Annotated in this window: 16 protein-coding genes and 1 pseudogene; 5 read left to right on the top strand and 12 right to left on the bottom strand. The window is 63.4% G+C overall.

Going from position 1 to position 16,216, the window contains the following annotated elements:
• Positions 1-167: 167 nt before the first annotated feature.
• Both tkt and BC1002_RS19640 read left to right on the top strand, forming a co-directional pair.
• Positions 168-2,249: a transketolase gene (tkt, locus tag BC1002_RS19645; protein ID WP_013091734.1), complete on the top strand. Its 2,082-nt coding sequence runs from the start codon at positions 168-170 to the stop codon at positions 2,247-2,249.
• A gap of 36 nt (positions 2,250-2,285) precedes the next feature.
• Positions 2,286-2,759, top strand: coding sequence for a ferritin-like domain-containing protein (locus BC1002_RS19640; RefSeq protein ID WP_013091733.1), 474 nt, complete (start codon positions 2,286-2,288; stop codon positions 2,757-2,759).
• A gap of 47 nt (positions 2,760-2,806) precedes the next feature.
• On the opposite strand, the gene BC1002_RS37795 is transcribed toward BC1002_RS19640, so the two are convergent.
• Positions 2,807-2,965, bottom strand: coding sequence for a hypothetical protein (locus BC1002_RS37795; protein ID WP_157874715.1), 159 nt, complete (start codon positions 2,963-2,965; stop codon positions 2,807-2,809).
• A 2-nt stretch (positions 2,966-2,967) separates the two neighbouring features.
• Here BC1002_RS37795 and BC1002_RS19635 point away from each other — a divergent pair, with 2 nt between their 5' ends.
• Positions 2,968-3,930 carry a universal stress protein gene (locus tag BC1002_RS19635; protein WP_013091732.1) on the top strand — a complete coding sequence of 321 codons (963 nt, stop codon included), beginning with the start codon at positions 2,968-2,970 and terminating at the stop codon, positions 3,928-3,930.
• Positions 3,931-4,011: 81 nt separating this feature from the next.
• Here BC1002_RS19635 and BC1002_RS19630 read toward each other — a convergent pair whose 3' ends face one another.
• The 4 genes and pseudogenes from BC1002_RS19630 to BC1002_RS19615 all read right to left on the bottom strand — a co-directional run bounded on the left by BC1002_RS19630 (position 4,012) and on the right by BC1002_RS19615 (position 6,717).
• On the bottom strand, positions 4,012-4,650 hold the full coding sequence (locus tag BC1002_RS19630; RefSeq protein WP_013091731.1) for an alkyl hydroperoxide reductase subunit F family protein: 639 nt from the start codon (positions 4,648-4,650) through the stop codon (positions 4,012-4,014).
• A 276-nt stretch (positions 4,651-4,926) separates the two neighbouring features.
• Positions 4,927-5,298 carry a cupin domain-containing protein gene (locus tag BC1002_RS19625; RefSeq protein ID WP_013091730.1) on the bottom strand — a complete coding sequence of 124 codons (372 nt, stop codon included), beginning with the start codon at positions 5,296-5,298 and terminating at the stop codon, positions 4,927-4,929.
• Positions 5,299-5,392: 94 nt separating this feature from the next.
• Positions 5,393-5,662: pseudogene (locus BC1002_RS19620) on the bottom strand (helix-turn-helix domain-containing protein); the annotation flags it as partial.
• A gap of 221 nt (positions 5,663-5,883) precedes the next feature.
• Positions 5,884-6,717 (bottom strand): oxidoreductase, encoded by an 834-nt coding sequence (locus BC1002_RS19615; RefSeq protein WP_013091729.1) that lies wholly within the window; start codon positions 6,715-6,717, stop codon positions 5,884-5,886.
• A 94-nt stretch (positions 6,718-6,811) separates the two neighbouring features.
• Between BC1002_RS19615 and BC1002_RS19610 the strand changes: the two genes are divergently transcribed.
• Positions 6,812-7,783, top strand: a complete 972-nt coding sequence (locus tag BC1002_RS19610) for an AraC family transcriptional regulator (protein WP_013091728.1) — start codon at positions 6,812-6,814, stop codon at positions 7,781-7,783.
• 66 nt (positions 7,784-7,849) lie between these two features.
• Here BC1002_RS19610 and BC1002_RS19605 read toward each other — a convergent pair whose 3' ends face one another.
• From BC1002_RS19605 to BC1002_RS19575, 7 genes are all read right to left on the bottom strand, one after another.
• On the bottom strand, positions 7,850-8,323 hold the full coding sequence (locus BC1002_RS19605) for a YbhB/YbcL family Raf kinase inhibitor-like protein (RefSeq protein WP_013091727.1): 474 nt from the start codon (positions 8,321-8,323) through the stop codon (positions 7,850-7,852).
• A 158-nt stretch (positions 8,324-8,481) separates the two neighbouring features.
• Complete coding sequence (locus tag BC1002_RS19600; RefSeq protein ID WP_013091726.1) at positions 8,482-8,778, bottom strand: hypothetical protein; 297 nt, start codon at positions 8,776-8,778, stop codon at positions 8,482-8,484.
• A gap of 200 nt (positions 8,779-8,978) precedes the next feature.
• Positions 8,979-9,407 (bottom strand): VOC family protein, encoded by a 429-nt coding sequence (locus BC1002_RS19595; protein WP_013091725.1) that lies wholly within the window; start codon positions 9,405-9,407, stop codon positions 8,979-8,981.
• A 67-nt stretch (positions 9,408-9,474) separates the two neighbouring features.
• Complete coding sequence (locus tag BC1002_RS19590; protein ID WP_013091724.1) at positions 9,475-10,581, bottom strand: hypothetical protein; 1,107 nt, start codon at positions 10,579-10,581, stop codon at positions 9,475-9,477.
• 221 nt (positions 10,582-10,802) lie between these two features.
• Positions 10,803-11,906, bottom strand: coding sequence for a cell division protein ZapE (gene zapE, locus BC1002_RS19585; protein ID WP_013091723.1), 1,104 nt, complete (start codon positions 11,904-11,906; stop codon positions 10,803-10,805).
• 229 nt (positions 11,907-12,135) lie between these two features.
• Positions 12,136-13,971, bottom strand: coding sequence for a thiamine pyrophosphate-requiring protein (locus BC1002_RS19580; RefSeq protein WP_013091722.1), 1,836 nt, complete (start codon positions 13,969-13,971; stop codon positions 12,136-12,138).
• Positions 13,972-14,070: 99 nt separating this feature from the next.
• Positions 14,071-14,973 carry a YihY/virulence factor BrkB family protein gene (locus BC1002_RS19575; RefSeq protein WP_013091721.1) on the bottom strand — a complete coding sequence of 301 codons (903 nt, stop codon included), beginning with the start codon at positions 14,971-14,973 and terminating at the stop codon, positions 14,071-14,073.
• 159 nt (positions 14,974-15,132) lie between these two features.
• On the opposite strand from BC1002_RS19575, the gene BC1002_RS19570 reads away from it, so the two are divergent.
• A complete protein-coding gene (locus BC1002_RS19570) occupies positions 15,133-16,215 on the top strand; it encodes a ligase-associated DNA damage response exonuclease (RefSeq protein WP_013091720.1) in 1,083 nt (360 codons plus the stop codon).
• The last annotated feature ends 1 nt before the right edge of the window (position 16,216 follow it).

The following is a 16,216-nucleotide window of genomic DNA, read 5'->3' as shown; positions in this document are numbered from 1 at the left end:
GCTTTCGGCAGTAACGTCGGCACGTGTGCGGTTCCACGTGCGGCTTCGCGTCCCTGGCGACACGCCCGGACGCGCGCGTTTTCCATGTCGACACGATGCGCCGAGCCGTCCGCGCGCTCAGCGTCGTGCGTCGGCCGTCTCCCGAATTGCCGAACAAGGAGCGTCCCATGCAAAACGATCCCGCCCTCGATCAGTTGTGCATCAACACGATCCGCACGCTGTCGATGGACGCCGTGCAGAAAGCCAATTCCGGCCACCCCGGCACGCCGATGGCGCTCGCGCCGATCGCGTATCACCTGTGGCAACACCATCTGCGTTACGACCCTGACGAGCCGCTGTGGCCGAATCGCGACCGCTTCGTGCTGTCGGTCGGGCATGCATCGATGCTGCTGTATTCGCTGCTGCATCTGGCCAACGTGAAAGCCGTCGACGAACACGGCAAGCCGACCGGCGCGCCGGCCGTATCGCTCGACGACATCCAGCATTTCCGCCAGATCGACAGCAATACGCCGGGCCACCCCGAGTACCGGATGACGACCGGCGTCGAGACCACCACGGGACCGCTTGGCCAGGGTCTCGGCAATAGCGTCGGCATGGCGATGGCCGCGCGCTGGTACGAGAACCACTTCAACCGCGCGGACGCGCCGCTGTTCGATTACCGCGTGTACGCGCTGTGCGGCGACGGCGACATGATGGAAGGCATTTCGCACGAGGCGGCCTCCCTCGCGGGGCATCTGAAGCTGTCGAACCTGATCTGGATTTACGACAGCAACCGCGTGACGATCGAGGGCCATACCGACCTCGCGTATAGCGATGATGTGGCAAGCCGCTTTCACGGCTACAACTGGCACACGCTGAACGTCGGCGATGCGAACGACACCGCCGCGTTCGAAAAGGCGCTCATCGAGGCGAAGAGCGTGACCGACCGGCCGACTTTGATCGTGGTTCACAGCATCATCGGCTGGGGCGCGCCGCACAAGCAGGACACCGCGTCCGCGCACGGCGAAGCGCTCGGCGTCGACGAAGTTGCGCTGGCCAAGAAGTTCTACGGCTGGCCCGAGGACAAGTTCTTCTACGTCCCCGAGGGCGTGCACGAACGTTTCGCTCAAGGCATCGGCGCACGCGGCAAGGCGGCGCGCGAACAATGGCAGGCGAAGTTCGACAGCTACAAAAAGCAGTACGCGGATCTCGCGCGCGAATTCGCGCAGATGCAGGCGCACGAATTGCCGCAGGGCTGGGACAGCGACATCCCGAGCTTCGACGCCGACGCGAAGGGCATCGCGACGCGCGAATCGTCGGGCAAGGTGCTCAATGCGATTGCCGCGCGCGTGCCGTGGATGATCGGCGGCGCGGCCGACCTGTCGCCGTCGACGAAAACCAACCTGAAGTTCGAAGGCGCCGGCAGCTTCCAGGCGGATAGCTATGGCGGCCGCAATCTGCACTTCGGCATTCGTGAACATGTGATGGGCGCGGTGGTCAACGGGCTCGCGCTATCGAATCTGCGCGCGTACGGCTCGACGTTCCTGATCTTCAGCGACTACATGAAGCCGCCGATCCGCCTGTCCGCGATCATGGAAGTGCCGGCCATCTATGTGTTCACGCACGATTCGATCGGCGTCGGCGAAGACGGTCCGACGCATCAGCCGATCGAGCAGCTCGCGTCGTTGCGCGGTGTGCCCGGCCTGACGGTGCTGCGTCCCGGCGACGCGAACGAAGCGGCCGAGGCATGGCGGGTCGCGCTGACACAGCCGCACCGGCCCGCGTGCATCGTCGTGTCGCGCCAGCCGCTGCCGACGCTCGACCGCAGCCGCTATGCGTCAGCGAGCGGCGTCAAGCGCGGCGCGTATGTGCTCGCCGATGCGCCCGATGGCAAGAAGCCCGAGGTGATCCTGATGGCGACCGGCAGCGAGCTGTCGATCTGCGCCGACGTGTACGAGAAGCTGAAGAGCGAGGGCATCGCGGCGCGCGTCGTGTCGATGCCGTCGTGGGACATCTTCGAGCGCGAGGACGGTGCGTATCAGGAGTCGGTGCTGCCGGCGGACGTCGAGGCGCGCGTCGCGGTCGAGCAGGCTGCGTCGCTCGGCTGGGACCGGTATACGGGGCGGCTCGGTGCGCAGGTCGTCATGCACACGTTCGGCGCATCGGCGCCGATTGCGGATCTGAAGAAGAAGTTCGGTTTCACGCCTGATGCGGTGTATCAGGCGGCGAAGCAGCAGATCGAGCGGGTGAAGAAGGGGAAGGGTGCTTGAGCGTGCGGCGACGGTTTGAGTGAAAGGAGATTTCAAATGGCCGAGATCAATAAGGAGGACGTGGTTGCGGTGCTGAACCGGATTCTCGAATCCGAGTTGGCCGGCGTCGTCCGATATACGCACTATTCGTTGCTTGTTTTCGGATTCGGACGCATCCCGATCCGGGAGTGGTTGCGCGCTCAGGCGGACGAATCGTTGTTGCACGCACAGCAGGCGGGCGAATGGATCACCACGCTGGGCGCCTATCCGTCGCTGGCGATCGGTCCTCTGCTCGACTCGCATACCTTCGATATCGCTTCGATCCTCCGCGAGTCGTTGCAAGCCGAGAATGTCGCGTTGCAGTTGTATCGCGACCTGCTGGCGCTGGTGGAAGACCGCTCGGTCGCACTCGAGGAGTTCGCCCGTCAGATGATCCACGTCGAAGAGATGCACGCGGGAGAAGTGGACAAGATGTTGCGCCGCCCTGGGGAAATGACGACGTCGGAAGAACGGCAGGCGCCACGGGCTTGAATGCGAACGGCCCTCTGTGATGAGCGGGGCATCGCGGAGGGGGCCGCTCAGGCGTCGCGTTTCGCGTAGATCTCGTAGTCGACGCCATTCGTCACCACTACGCCGGGCTCCGGATAAGCGGTGCCAAACAGGTAACTCAGCGCCGAGCTGACCGATTTCGCGCCGGCGAGCCGTTCATAGATAAACCTGCCGTAGTTCGGAGCCAACCATGAATTCCCCCCATCCAGTCGACGGCATGTCGACGCTGCCGCGCAGAGTGCTGATCGCAGTCGATTCGTCGGACGCATCTCGACAGGCGCTCGACTACGCGCGAAACCTCCTTCCGTCCGGATGCGACGTCCGCCTCGTGAGCGTGGCCGAGAATCCCCACACGCTTTTTCCGACGGGTCGGCGCGTCGGCCACATGCTGGATCTGGCGCGCGATGAATTGCTTCGCGATGCAGTCGAAGCACTCGATCGGGCGAAGCGATCGCTAGCCGCGTGTGATGCACATATCGACACTGAAGTCATCGACCTCGCGAAGCGCGGCAACGACGTCGTGGATGCCCTGATCGATGCGGCCGACACATGGCGAGCCGACCTGATGGTGGTAGGCGCGCGTCAACACCAGGGGTTGCAGCGTTGGGCCGAGGGTACGGTGTCCGAACCGCTGACGAGACGTCTTCGCTGCCCGATGCTGGTCGTCCCGCAGAGCTACAGCGCGACGCATAGCGAGTTGCCCGAGCGCATCCTGTTCGCGGTCGATGGAAGTTCTCAGTCGATGTCCGCATTGCAGTACGGAATACGGTTCGCTGCGTCCGACACCGAATTGCGAGCAGTCTATGTGATTGATCGCGCCGTGCGATTGTCCGATTGGATTCCGATCGATTCGCTCGAGGACTCGTTCGTCGGCGAAGGCAAGGACGCAATAGCCGCTGCGGAGCCGGTTCTGGCGCGCGCGTCGACGCGGGTCTCGACGGCGCTCGTCAGGACCAACCGGACCAACGATGACGTTGCTCATGCGATCGTGCGCGAGGCGAGCGGCTGGGACGCGCAACTGATCGTGATGGGTACGCACGGCAGGCGCGGCATCACGCGCTGGATACTCGGCAGCGTCGCTGGGCGGGTCTTGCAAATTACGCAAACGCCACTGCTGCTCATCCACGCGAGCGACGCCGATTCCGGATCATGAGCGCGTAGCGCCGCAGCAGCGTGGACTACAGCGCCGCCTTCAGGTGCGTCCGTTGTCGTTTTTACGGCCTGCAGGCCGGTGCTACGACTTGCTAGCCGCGCGCAGTGCCGCTCTCATGCTCATTTCTATGTCGAGGAGTTTCGCGCCGAGCTGCACGAAGCTGCTGCGCCCCTCGCCGAATACCTCGCCGTTCATGTAGATCGTCGGCACGACGCTAATATCACGCGCGGACAGCTCACTCTGAAAAATTCCGCCGTCGATCGTAATGTTGTGAATCCGTGGATTGATCACCGCCATCATGTTCAGCGCTTGCACTACGTCCACACAGCTTCCACACGACAACGAAATATAGGTCTCGAAATAGTAGTCACGTTGCAGGGTTCGAATCTGTTCGATGGTCGTACGGTCGGCTACTACGGGATGTCCTCCGACCTGGAGTATTGCAAGGACGAGGGACGAAAATTCAGGCCCTGTTGGCGTGGCGGCAAACTGAATGGCGGCACTTGCTCCGACCTGCCTGATTGAAAACGATGGCCTGCGCTCGTCGTCGTGCTGCTCTTCGACTACCGTTACCAGATCGGACAACGACGCAATTTCGTTCAGCATCGTCACCATTTCGTGCGACGTTTGGCTGCCGCCCCGCGACACGATCAATTCGACCGGTCTGCGGATATTTCGCAGATACGTCTGCAGTTGTGACCTGAGATCGATGTTCAGCATTTGAATTTCGATTCCGTAGCAACCTGCACAGGATTATGTGAGGAGCCTGACGCCACAACAACACGCGATTACCCGAAACCGGCGGCGCCGGTCGGTGGGTAGAGAGTGCCTCGGAATGCTCCCCCGCATGTCGGCACGATTTGGTGCGCTATCGTACATATTCGAAGCGTTCGCGAATCACCTCCAATGCATGCCCTCGTATGCCTGATTCGGCGGCAACTTCGGCCAGCGTCGAGGGTGACAATGCCACTGAAGCGCTCGAAGCGCAACTGATCTTCAAAGCTCGATGACGTATGACTGGCCGGGCTCCAGCGCACAAATTGTCAGAAAGCGAAGTGGGCGTTCTGACTCGCAATTGCGGAAGAGCGTATGTGGCACGTCCGTCCTGTCCTGCAAAGACGCGCCGGCCGAGTATCGTCGGGGAGCATCGCTGCCGTACGCAGACTCGGCTACACCTTCCAGTATGTAGACGATTCCACCAACGGGATGCGCGTGCAGCGGGGCCACACCACCCGGCGGATAGGTCACCTCGGTCAGAACGAGTTCCCGGCTACTCCCAGGCATCGGCATGCGTTCAAGCACGCGTCGCGTGACGCCTTGAAACCCGCTTGCTCCGGTATCGGCAGCAGGGTCGATAGCTTCAGTCATGGTAAAAGTCCTCCAGATGCTGTCCTCTTAACGTAAGCCCAGCGGGCGCGGCGCTTACTGACCGCTTGGCCATCGTTTCCCGCGCTACTCGCGATCAGCGCACATCGCCGCGCAATTCACGCACGCCTCGGCCGAGCCGTCTGCGAAGCAGTGTACGCAGCGTCACGCCATCGGCGTAGCCGACCTCGGCAGCGATTGCCTCGATATCCGGGTGGCTTGTCCGAATCACGTGAAGCGCATGCTCGACGCGCAAATCCTGGAAGTATGACAAAGGCGACTTGCCCAGCACCGACTCGATACGGCGCTAAAGGGTTCGCTTGCTCGTCGCCAGAGCGTCGGCCGCCGATTCCAGCGAAAAGCCTTTGCGACCAGAGGGTGAAGACTGCGCGTGCCGATCGGCGAGGAACGGGTTCTATCCGCATCACTCGAGCGAGTGAGACGAAGTGTAGGCCACGTCGCGCGTCGCTCACAAATGCAGCTTTGCACGCCACTCATGAATCCATCGACTATTCGCGCACCGCGCAGCGGTGTTGAATGCAACGTAATGCAAGTCGCGTCGCGACAGATGCTCCGCCTCGGCTGTCATCAGCCATCCGTCGAGATGGTGGTGGCCTCCCACGCATCGATTTCCGCTTTCAATGCCGACAGTTTGGCTCGAACGAGCCCGAGTGCGTCGCTACCGAGCAATAGACGCGTGGGCGGATGTTCCGCTGCGATGACGGCGAGCATTGCGCGCGCCGCTTTGCCGGGATCTCCCAATTGCTTGCCGCTTTTTTCCTCTCGGGCTTGGCGGATGGGATTGAAAATATCGTCGTAATCCGAAATCGAGCGGGGCGTCCGCGTCATCGAGCGCCCCGCCCAGTCAGTGCGAAACGAGCCCGGCGCCACCGCCGTCACGGCGATACCGAAGGGCCGGACCTCTTTGCCGAGCGCCTCGGAGATGCCTTCCAACGCGAACTTGCTCCCGCAGTAATAAGTGATTCCCGGCATCGTGATGTAGCCGCCCATCGATGTGATATTCACAATGTGACCGCGGCGGCGCTCACGCATGAATGGCAGAACGGCCTTCATCATCGCGACCGCACCAAATACATTCACATCGAACTGCCGGCGCATCTCCGATAGCGGCGATTCCTCCATGATGCCCTCGTGACCGTAGCCGGCATTGTTGACCAGCACATCGATGGGTCCGACGCTGGCCTCGATTTCCGTCACCACGCCGTCGATCGCGTCGAACGCGGTAACGTCGAGCACACGTCCCCAAGCGGCGTTCGCGGATAGGGACTCGAATTCACGCTTTGCCTGGACGGTTCTCACCGTACCGACGACCTTGTGACCCATCGCAAGCGCTTCCTGTGCGAGCGCGCGGCCAAAGCCGCTGCTGACGCCGGTGATGAGCAGAGTTTTGCTGGATGCCACTGAAGCTTCTCCCGAATGTCGATTGGAGAGTGCATACTAATCTGACAACCGAGGCAAAATAAGCCGAATTCCGCTGATTTTCTTGCACGAAACTATGAGCCCGATACGCGCTTCGACCCGACACCCAGCTCTATCCTCGCGAAGCCAGAAACGCATGGTTGACCTGCTGCGCGCATTGGCGCCCGACGAGGGCTACAACCTCACGGCACTGCCGGGCGTCCGCATCTTGCGGTCGAACCGGGCGCTCTCGCGCACGCCCGTGCTGTACGACCCCGGTATCGTGATCGTCTGCCAGGGCCGCAAGCGAGGCTATTTCGGCGACCAGCTTTACCTGTATGACGAGCGACACTATCTGGCCGTATCCGTGCCTGTGCCGTTCAGCATGGAGACCGACGCAACCGAGCAGCGTCCACTTCTCGCGCTGTATCTGCACCTCGATTTCGCATTGGCCGCCGAACTTGCGGAGCGGATCGACCGTGAAGGCGTGGCGGAGCGCGCACCAGCACCTCAGAGCATGATGTCGACGCCGATGGACGACGCGATGCAAGCGTCCGTGCTGCGCTTTCTCGAGGCGATGCATCGGCCGCTGGAAGCGGCCGTGTTGGGCGCCGGGCTGCTGCGTGAACTGTATTTCCGGGTGCTCACCGGAGCCCAGGGAAGCTCGTTGCGCGAGGCTTTGGCGATGCGAGGACAGTTCGGCCAGATCGGCCGCTCGCTCCGCCTGATTCATGCAAGCTATGCGCAGCCCCTCGACGTAAGTCAACTGGCCGACGAAGCGGGTATGAGCATTCCGAGCTTCCACAGCCACTTCAAGGCAATTACCCAGGTGTCGCCGATGCAATATTTGAAGTCGACGCGCCTTCATCAGGCTCGCCTGTTAATGGTGCGCCAGGACCTGACCGCGGAGGCGGCGGGTCACGCGGTGGGTTACGCGAGCCCGTCCCAGTTCAGCAGGGAATTCAGGCGTCTGTTTGGACTGACGCCGGCCGCGGAGGCTAAGCGTCTGCGCGAGAGTTTCTCGATCCCGGCAGTATTCGCTGATACGGCTTATGTGTCGTCGCACTGATTTTGGCGCACTGGCGCTGCTGAATTTTTTCGTCAGCAAGTTCGATTGATGAAACGATGCCAGCGCTCATCGCTTCTGATAGGTGCCGATCAGTTCGGCGTGCGTTAGTACGTGCCCCTGCATGGCCTTCTCGAGAGCGGCCTTGCTGGGGCTTTTCAGGTCGGGCAGAACGGTGTCGAGCGCATACAGCTTGTGGAAATAGCGGTGGCGTCCCACGGGCGGACACGGGCCGCCGTAAGCGGCACGCTTGAAGTCATTTGTGCCTTCGAGCGTGCCGCCCGGCAAAGCCTGCGCATCAGCGCCATCGGGCAACCCGGTTGCTGTCGGCGGGATGTTGTAGAGCACCCAATGCACCCACGTCATTCTCGGCGCGGCCGGGTCTGGCGCGTCAGGGTCGTCGACGATCAGCGCCAGGCTTTTTGCGTTCGCGGGCACGCCGGACCACGCGAGCGGCGGGGATACATTGGCGCCCTCGCAGGTATGCTGCACCGGAATTTCGCCGCTCTGTCGGAAAGCTTGCGACGTTAGCGTGAGTGTCATGGCAGCCTCCTTGTCGGGTCGCGACCATGCTTTTATTCTAGATCAGCGCCCACCGAAGGCGCCTGCAACGAGTGCACGCATTCGCGGATCAAACGACCGCATGCCGGGGCAGAGGCGACGTTCGAATTACCGCGCGTGGTTGCCAGCCTTGATTGCGATTATTGGCCGACAGGCGACTTCGTGGATGGGGTCGCCAACGAGTTGTTAACCCCGTAAGCGGGCTGGCGGGACGTCGAGCTACTGTCCGTGCTCATCGTGCTCATCGGCTGGCCCGCGTTCGGCGACGCGGAGCCGCTGTCCGAGCCGGTGGCACCCGGCGTGCCGTAGCCACTCGTTGCAGGTGCCGGCGACTTGGTGGACGGAGTCGCCAGCGTGTTGTTGCTTTGTGCATATGCGCCGCCCGACAGCATCAGTGCGGCGACGGCCGCGATCAATGTGCTGGTTGCCTTGCTCATGAAGCGCTTCTCCTTGAATGGACTGCGATTCCGACGCAAACGATGCTCTCGCACGTTTCGGTCAGCGTCGCGAAATCCAAGTTTAGGAAAGCGAAGGCTGATAGTTATGCGCATTATTCACAATGGTGAATATCGATTTGCGGAATGAACCAGGTAACCTGATGCGCGCTGGTTCCCCCCAATCTGCACTGTAGCCGCCATCACTTCTTGTCCCGCATCCATGGCGTAAATGTGATGCCGACCAGCAATCCTTCCGGCCCGATAAAGCGGCTGACAGTCTGGCCCCAAGGCTCTTTCCGGTTTTTGACCAGCATTCGATACCCTTGCGCTTCAAGTTCTGCCGTCGCCGCTTCGACGTCGTCGACATCGAATTCGATCCAGGCTTGCGGAATGGGTACGTCGCGAGGCCATGATTCCGTGCCGAAGCACGACTGAGAAGCGTGCGAGAGTGGCCACAACGCGAAAGAGTTTGCCCCGTTCAGACTCTCCGTATGGAGATAGCCGCCGTTCTCTTCCTTGAAGGGGATACCGAAAGCCCGGCCGTAGAGATCGCGGCTTGCCTGGGCCTCGATCACAATCGGGCCAAAGCCTGCGATGAACAAGGCCGTGGTAACTGGGATCTTTTCCATGACTTCTCCTTTGCCGCGACAGCGCGGCGCGATGAAGAACGAACAGGTCCGCTCACGCCTATCGAACTCAATTCGCCGGAATCGTCACCACCGGCGCCTTACTGCTCGTATCCGCCTCCGCGAGCGCCATCAGATTCTGCACGACCGTAAAAGCGTATTTCGAGTCGAAGTCATTGCGCTCGACCCAATACACCGAAGGCCCATATGCGATCGACACATAAGCATCGGCCGGCGCGGCCTTGCCCGAGTGCACGATGATTGTCGGCCTCGTTTCGCCGCCGATCAACCCGACGGTCGGCTTCGTCGAACCGTCGCTGATGCGCTCCTGCGGCACCTGCACCTGCGCGCCGAGATCACTGAGGATGCCGAGCACCGAGCGCGTGACCATCGTAATGCGGTCGCCCTTCGCAGAAGTCGACGACGGCCCATACACGACCTCATAGCTACGTGTCTTCGTAGACAGATGCAGCAGCCTGCGCACGCGGGCGACATCGGCGGCCGTGCCCGGCGACTCGCCGCTGCCGGTCGCGCCGATCGACAGGAACACGGCCAATGCGGGGCTTTGGCCGCCTTTGAGATTGGCCTTTGCATCGAGCTGACGCGTCTCGATGTTCAGCTCGCCCGCCAATTGCAGGCGACGCAACGCCTGCAGCAATTCGAAGAAGCCCGGTGCGCCCGCGCTGTTGTTGCCGCCGAGCACATCGCCGTTGCGCAGACCGCCAATCGACTGCGCGGTGATGCGCAACAGCAGATCGATCGGCACGCCGCCCTCGGCGAGCGGCAACACGAGCGCCGGCGCGAGGGGCCGGATATACGCGGACGCGAACGCTTCACCGGTGGTCGGCGTGAACGTGAAGGTCGGACGGTTCGAATACGACACGCTGCCGGTCGCCTGCGCGTAGTTCGGCATGGTGCCCGAGCCGGCGTTGAGCGTCGCGCCGCCGGTGGTGTCGAACGTGTAGGCGGCGATGATGCTGCTGACGCTCAGGAACGCGGGCGCATCGCCGTAGCGCAGACCGATCACGGCGGCGAGGATCGCGCGCTTCTTCGCGTCGCCGAGCGCGCGCGCATAGTCGACCTGATCGGCCTTCAGACGCGAGGGGCCGATATGCACGCAGGCGGAAGTGAGGCAGGCCGCGCACAACGCGGCGGCCACGGAGGCGGTTCTGAGCATGGGCCGGGCGCGAGCGGAGGTAATCCGCTGAACAATGGGGTCTGCGCTCGGCGGTAGCAGAGCCCATTCCCGCACAAGCGGCGGGCCGCGTCCGGCCCCGCTTCGTTGTCCTGCGGCGCAGCGCGCGGCGCCGCGGCGCGTTCGTCGGCGCGATAGGGCGTTGGCACGCTTTACCGCTGCCTTGCAAGAATTCCAGAAATGGGCGCGGGTCAGATGCCCGGCTATCGAGCTTCGGCGTTGACGCCGTCTTGCGCTTCGTCCGCGCCGCCTCGCGCGAGCGTGTTGCGATATGCGCGCGACTGCATTTCGGCGAGCCGGCTCAGCGTACGCGACAGATCATGCGCGCCTTCGAGGCCGGTCAACGCGGTCTCGATCGGCTGATCGGACGCGATGAAGAGGGCGCGCTTGCGGTCGTAGAAGATGTCGATCAGCCACACGAGGCGCTGCAGCGCATGCGACTGCCTCAGTGCGTCCGTATGCAGACGATCGACGATCAAGCCTTGCCATTGCTCGGCGAGATCGAGGTAGTCGAGGTGCGAGCGGCTTGCGACGCACAGCTGCTCGAAGTCCGCCCACAGCAGCGCACTGCCGGCCGCACGCGCTTCGAGAGGCCGGCCCGCCGCGCTGAGCTTGACCGGTTCGATCGCGGCGTCGCTTTCATGGCGCGTGAAGATATCGCGCAATGCGGCCTCGCTCGACGCATCCAGCGGCGCGAAAAAGCGCGGCACCTCGGCCGCTTCGCCGCCGAAACGGTAATCGCGCGCGCCGTCGAAATGGATCACCGTGAAGGTGCGTTTGATCTGTGCGATGGTCGGCTGAAAGCGCTCGTGAAACTCGGGGTCGGGCAGCAGATCGTCCGGTGCGTAGTTCGACGTCAGCACGATCCGCGTGCCGAGGTTGATCGCGGTGTCGAGAAAGCGGCCCATCAGGAACGCGTCGGCGATATCGTGCACATGGAATTCGTCGAAGCACAGCAGCTCGATACCGTCGAGCCATTGCCGCGATACGTCGCCAAGCCGGTCGTCGCCACGCGGCGCCTGGACGAGCCGGCGGTTCATCTCGCGCAGGAACTCGTGGAAATGCAGGCGCCGTTTGCGGCATGGCGCGAGCTCGAACAGCGTATCGACGACGAGGCTCTTGCCGCGCCCCGGCAAGCCGTGACAGTAGACGCCTTGCGGGCCGAACGCGACGGTGGACCATGCATGCCGCGCGCGCTGCTGCGCGCCGAGCAACCCGACGAGCGCGCCGATGGCCTCACGCTGGCGCGGATCGGGTGTGATGCCGCGCGCGGTCAGCGCGCGTGCGATGCGGGTTTCGTCAAGCATGGGCGAGGGCGTCCATGCCTGACGACGCGAATGATGCGACCTGCGCGAATGACGCAGGGTGGGCCGCCGCGAAAACGGCGAGGACGTGTGTGAGCATGAGATAAGGGGCGACGTGATGGCCTGCGTTGAAGCAGGCCCATGAGCGCGTGCACGAAGCGCGCGTCATTTTACCAGTCACGTTCTTTGTCGAACCGTTGGCGCGCGCACACGTCGTCGAGGCTCTACCGCGTCATTTGTCGTGATGCCCCGGCAGCACCGCGCCGAGCACCTGTTTCGCCGTCTCGACCATCACGTTGCCCTGGTCGGGGTCGCCCTTCAGCAAGGTCTCGGCGAACGCTTTGGCCTGCGCGAGCGTGACGTGCGGCGGCAGCGGCGGCACATTCGGATCGGACTTCACCTCGATCACGACCGGGCGATTCGACGCGAGCGCGTCGTCCCAGGCAGTCGCCATCTGCTCGGGGCGGTCGACATAGATGCCCTTCAAACCGATCAGCTCCGCGAAGCGGTGATACGGCACGGACGGAATGTCCTGCGACACCTCGAACTTCGGATCGCCTTCCATCACGCGCTGCTCCCACGTGACCTGATTCAGATCGCCATTGTTGAGCACCATGCAGATCCAGCGCGGATCGCTCCAGCCTTGCCAGTACTTCGCGACCGTGATCAGCTCGGCCATGTTGTTCATCTGCATCGCGCCGTCACCGACCAGCGCGATCACGGGCCGCTCCGGGTACGCGAACTTCGCGGCGATCGCATATGGCACGGCGGCGCCCATCGACGCGAGCCCGCCCGACAGCGAGCACATCATGCCGCGCTGTACCTGCAGATCACGCGCGTACCAGTTCGCGACCGAACCCGAATCGCTGGTGACGATCGCGTTCGACGGAATGCGCTTCGACAGCTCCCATACCGACAGCTGCGGATTCAGGCCGTCTTTTGCAGGTTCGTGCGCGCGTTTTTCCAGCGTCTTCCACCAGTCGGACACCCAGCCTTCGATGCGCTCACGCCACAGCCGATCCTCCTTCTGCTCGAGCAGCGGCAGCAGCGCGCGCAGCGTCTCGGCGCTATCGCCGACCAGGTTCACTTCCATCGGATAACGCAAGCTCAGCATGTCGGCCTTGATGTCGATCTGCACGCCGCGCGCGTCGCCTTCCTTCGGCAGAAACTCCGAGTACGGGAAGCCGGAGCCGATCATCAGCAACGTATCGCAATGGGTCATCATGTCGTAGCTCGGCTTCGTGCCGAGCAGTCCGATCGAGCCGGTCACCCACGGCAGATCGTCGGGCAGCGCGGCCTTGCCGAGCAGCGCCTTCGCGACGCCGGCGCCCAGTTTCTCTGCGACCGCGATCACTTCATCGGTCGCGTGCAGTGTGCCCGCGCCGACCAGGATCGCGACCTTGCGGCCCGCGTTCAGCACGTTGGCGGCCTGGCGCAACTGCTCATCGCTCGGTACGACCCGTGGGCGCGCATAGCCGATACCCGAATGCAGCGTGCCGTGCTTACGCCCCGGCGGCTCGTACGGAATGTCCTGCAGATCGTTCGGCAGAATCAGCGCAGTCACGGCGCGCTCGGCGAGCGCGATACGCACCGCGCGATCGACCAGATGACGGACCTGCGCGGGCATCGTCGCAAAGCCGACGAACGAGCCGGCGACGTCCTTGAACATCGACGGCAGATCGAGCTCCTGCTGATAGTGTCCGCCGAGCGCCGCGCGCGCCTGCTGACCCGTGATCGCGAGCACCGGCATGTGATCCATACGCGCGTCGTAGAGGCCCGTCAGCAGATGCGATGCGCCGGGCCCCGAAGTGGCGATGCACACGCCGAGTTCGCCGGTGAACTTGGCATGCGCGGCGGCCATGAAGGCCGCCATTTCTTCGTGGCGGACCTGGATGAATTCGATCGGGCCCGGCTGATCCGTGCCTTTATGGCGTTTTTTCGCTTCGCTCTGCGCGCGGTTCAACGCGCCGAATACGCCGTTGATGCCGTCGCCCGGATAGCCATAGATACGCCGCACGCCCCATGCATGCAGCCGCTCAATGATGAAATCGCCAACGGTTTCAGCCATGATCCTCGCTCCCTCGATATCCAGTCGATGCCGCCGCGTGGAATGGGCGGCTATGGTCGGTATCGAACGAGCAAGGGTTGTTCCTTGCGACTGGCTTGCTTAGCCGGTCTTGATCTTCGGCTGCGGCGCGTCGAGCGCTTCGGTGCCGAAGCGCTCGTACTGCGATATCACCTGCGCGCCGAACAACAGCAGGGTGGCGAGCCATTCGAAGCTGAGCAGGATCACGATCGCCATCGTCAGCGAGCCATAGACGAGGCTCACCTGCGACAGCGTGGCGAAATACCAGACCAGCACGTGCCGCGTGACCTCCCACAGCACGCCGGCCACCACGCCACCGATCAGCGCGTGTTTGAGCGACGGACGTCCGACCGGCATCACCAGATACACCGAGGTCAGCACGAAGATTTCACCGGCGAGGCCGAGCAGATACAGCATGACTCGCGTGAAGCCCCGCAACGACACATGCAGGCCGAACAGTTGGAGACCTTCGGCGCCGATCGTGTCGAGCGCGCTCGATACGAACGTGACGATCAAGAGGCCCACGCCGAGAAACATGATGTAGCAGTAGGGCAGCAACGCCGAGATCAGGAAGTGGCGCCGCTTCACGACGACGCGATGCACGAAGATCAGCGACATCGCGTTTTCGAGCACGGTGAAAGCGAGCGAGCTGAAGAACAGCATCGTCAGCAGCAGCACCCAGCCGATCACCGCGCGATGCTGCAGAAAGTTCGACAGCTCACGCACGAGCGCGGCCGATTGGCCGGGCACGAGCCAGCGCAGCAGGTGCGACAGCGCGTCGAGCACCAACTGCTGCGGCACCACGCGCGACAGCACGATGACGATCAGGATCAGCAGCGGCACGATGGACAGCAACGCGTAGTACGCGACCGCGCCCGCGAGCAGCAGACCCTGGTTCGCGCGAAACGCTTTCAGCGTTTGCAGCAGGAAGCGCCCGGGATGTCTGGCGATAAACAGCGCATGCTGGTCGAGCAGGATCGGCATGAGGCCTCGCGGTGCGCGCCGGGCGCTGCCGGATGGCAGCCGCTCTCGACACGCCTGTGTGCTTTATATACCGTAAGCAGAAACGGGGCCATAAATGGCGCGGCATACAGCTTGCTTGGCCGCGTTCGCAAGATCGCCCTCCATTTCCGAGGACAGCCGATGGATCAGCCGCCCCGTCAAACGAGCACCGCGCCGCAAGCCAGCGATCTGGTGGTCGCGCGGCCGGAGGGACTGTATTGCCCGGCCGGCGATTTTTACATCGACCCATGGCGGCCGGTCGAACGCGCGGTGATCACGCATGCGCATTCCGACCATGCGCGCTTCGGTCATCAACGCTATCTGGCCACGCGCGCGGGCGCGAGCGTGCTGCTGTCGCGGCTCCCCGGCATCGCGTTGCAGACGCTCGACTACGGCGAGCCGCTGACGATCGGCGCGGCGCGCGTGTCGCTGCATCCGGCCGGGCACGTGCTCGGCTCCGCGCAGGTGCGCATCGAACACGCGGGCCGCGTATGGGTCGCATCGGGCGACTACAAGCTCGAAGCCGATCCGACCTGCGCCGCGTTCGAACCGGTGCATTGCGATACCTTCATCACCGAATCGACGTTCGGTCTGCCGATCTATCGCTGGGATACGCCGCAAAGCGTGTTCGATTCGATCGATTCATGGTGGCGTCACAACGCATCCGAAGCGCGCGCGTCGGTGCTGTTCTGCTATTCGTTCGGCAAGGCGCAACGCGTGCTCGCGAGCGTCGATGCGGCGATCGGGCCGATCTTCTGCCACGGCGCGGTCGAGCCGCTCAATCGCGCGTATCGCGACGCTGGCGTGCGTCTGCCGCCAATCGGTCTCGTCAGCGAGATCGCCGCGAAAGACAAGGCCGTCTTCAGACAGGCGCTGATCGTCGCGCCGCCGTCCGCGCAGAACAGCGCGTGGCTCAAGCGCTTCGGCGAATACAGCGATGCGTTCGCGTCGGGGTGGATGCGCCTGCGCGGCGCGCGTCGCCGGCGCGGTGTCGATCGCGGCTTCGTGCTGTCCGATCACGCGGACTGGCCGGGTTTGCAAACGGCGATTCGCGAGAGCGGCGCCTCGCGCGTGATCGTCACGCATGGCTCGATCGAACCGATGGTGCGCTGGCTCAACGAACAGGGCTTGCAGGCGAGTGCGTTCGACACCCAATACGGCGACGATACCGTCGAAGCCGATGCGGCCGGCGCCGACGAAGCGCCGGTGACGAGCGAACCATGAC

Origin of the sequence: Paraburkholderia atlantica, assembly GCF_000092885.1 — a bacterium.
Classification (GTDB): domain Bacteria; phylum Pseudomonadota; class Gammaproteobacteria; order Burkholderiales; family Burkholderiaceae; genus Paraburkholderia; species Paraburkholderia atlantica.
This window is presented reverse-complemented; position numbering and strand designations above follow the sequence as displayed.

Coding starts and splice junctions, on each gene's coding strand:
- tkt (WP_013091734.1), top strand. CDS start 168: ATGCAAAACGATCCCGCCCTCGATCAGTTGTGCATCAACACGATCCGC.
- BC1002_RS19640 (WP_013091733.1), top strand. CDS start 2,286: ATGGCCGAGATCAATAAGGAGGACGTGGTTGCGGTGCTGAACCGGATT.
- BC1002_RS19635 (WP_013091732.1), top strand. CDS start 2,968: ATGAATTCCCCCCATCCAGTCGACGGCATGTCGACGCTGCCGCGCAGA.
- BC1002_RS19630 (WP_013091731.1), bottom strand. CDS start 4,650: ATGCTGAACATCGATCTCAGGTCACAACTGCAGACGTATCTGCGAAAT.
- BC1002_RS19625 (WP_013091730.1), bottom strand. CDS start 5,298: ATGACTGAAGCTATCGACCCTGCTGCCGATACCGGAGCAAGCGGGTTT.
- BC1002_RS19610 (WP_013091728.1), top strand. CDS start 6,812: ATGAGCCCGATACGCGCTTCGACCCGACACCCAGCTCTATCCTCGCGA.
- BC1002_RS19605 (WP_013091727.1), bottom strand. CDS start 8,323: ATGACACTCACGCTAACGTCGCAAGCTTTCCGACAGAGCGGCGAAATT.
- BC1002_RS19600 (WP_013091726.1), bottom strand. CDS start 8,778: ATGAGCAAGGCAACCAGCACATTGATCGCGGCCGTCGCCGCACTGATG.
- BC1002_RS19595 (WP_013091725.1), bottom strand. CDS start 9,407: ATGGAAAAGATCCCAGTTACCACGGCCTTGTTCATCGCAGGCTTTGGC.
- BC1002_RS19590 (WP_013091724.1), bottom strand. CDS start 10,581: ATGCTCAGAACCGCCTCCGTGGCCGCCGCGTTGTGCGCGGCCTGCCTC.
- zapE (WP_013091723.1), bottom strand. CDS start 11,906: ATGCTTGACGAAACCCGCATCGCACGCGCGCTGACCGCGCGCGGCATC.
- BC1002_RS19580 (WP_013091722.1), bottom strand. CDS start 13,971: ATGGCTGAAACCGTTGGCGATTTCATCATTGAGCGGCTGCATGCATGG.
- BC1002_RS19575 (WP_013091721.1), bottom strand. CDS start 14,973: ATGCCGATCCTGCTCGACCAGCATGCGCTGTTTATCGCCAGACATCCC.
- BC1002_RS19570 (WP_013091720.1), top strand. CDS start 15,133: ATGGATCAGCCGCCCCGTCAAACGAGCACCGCGCCGCAAGCCAGCGAT.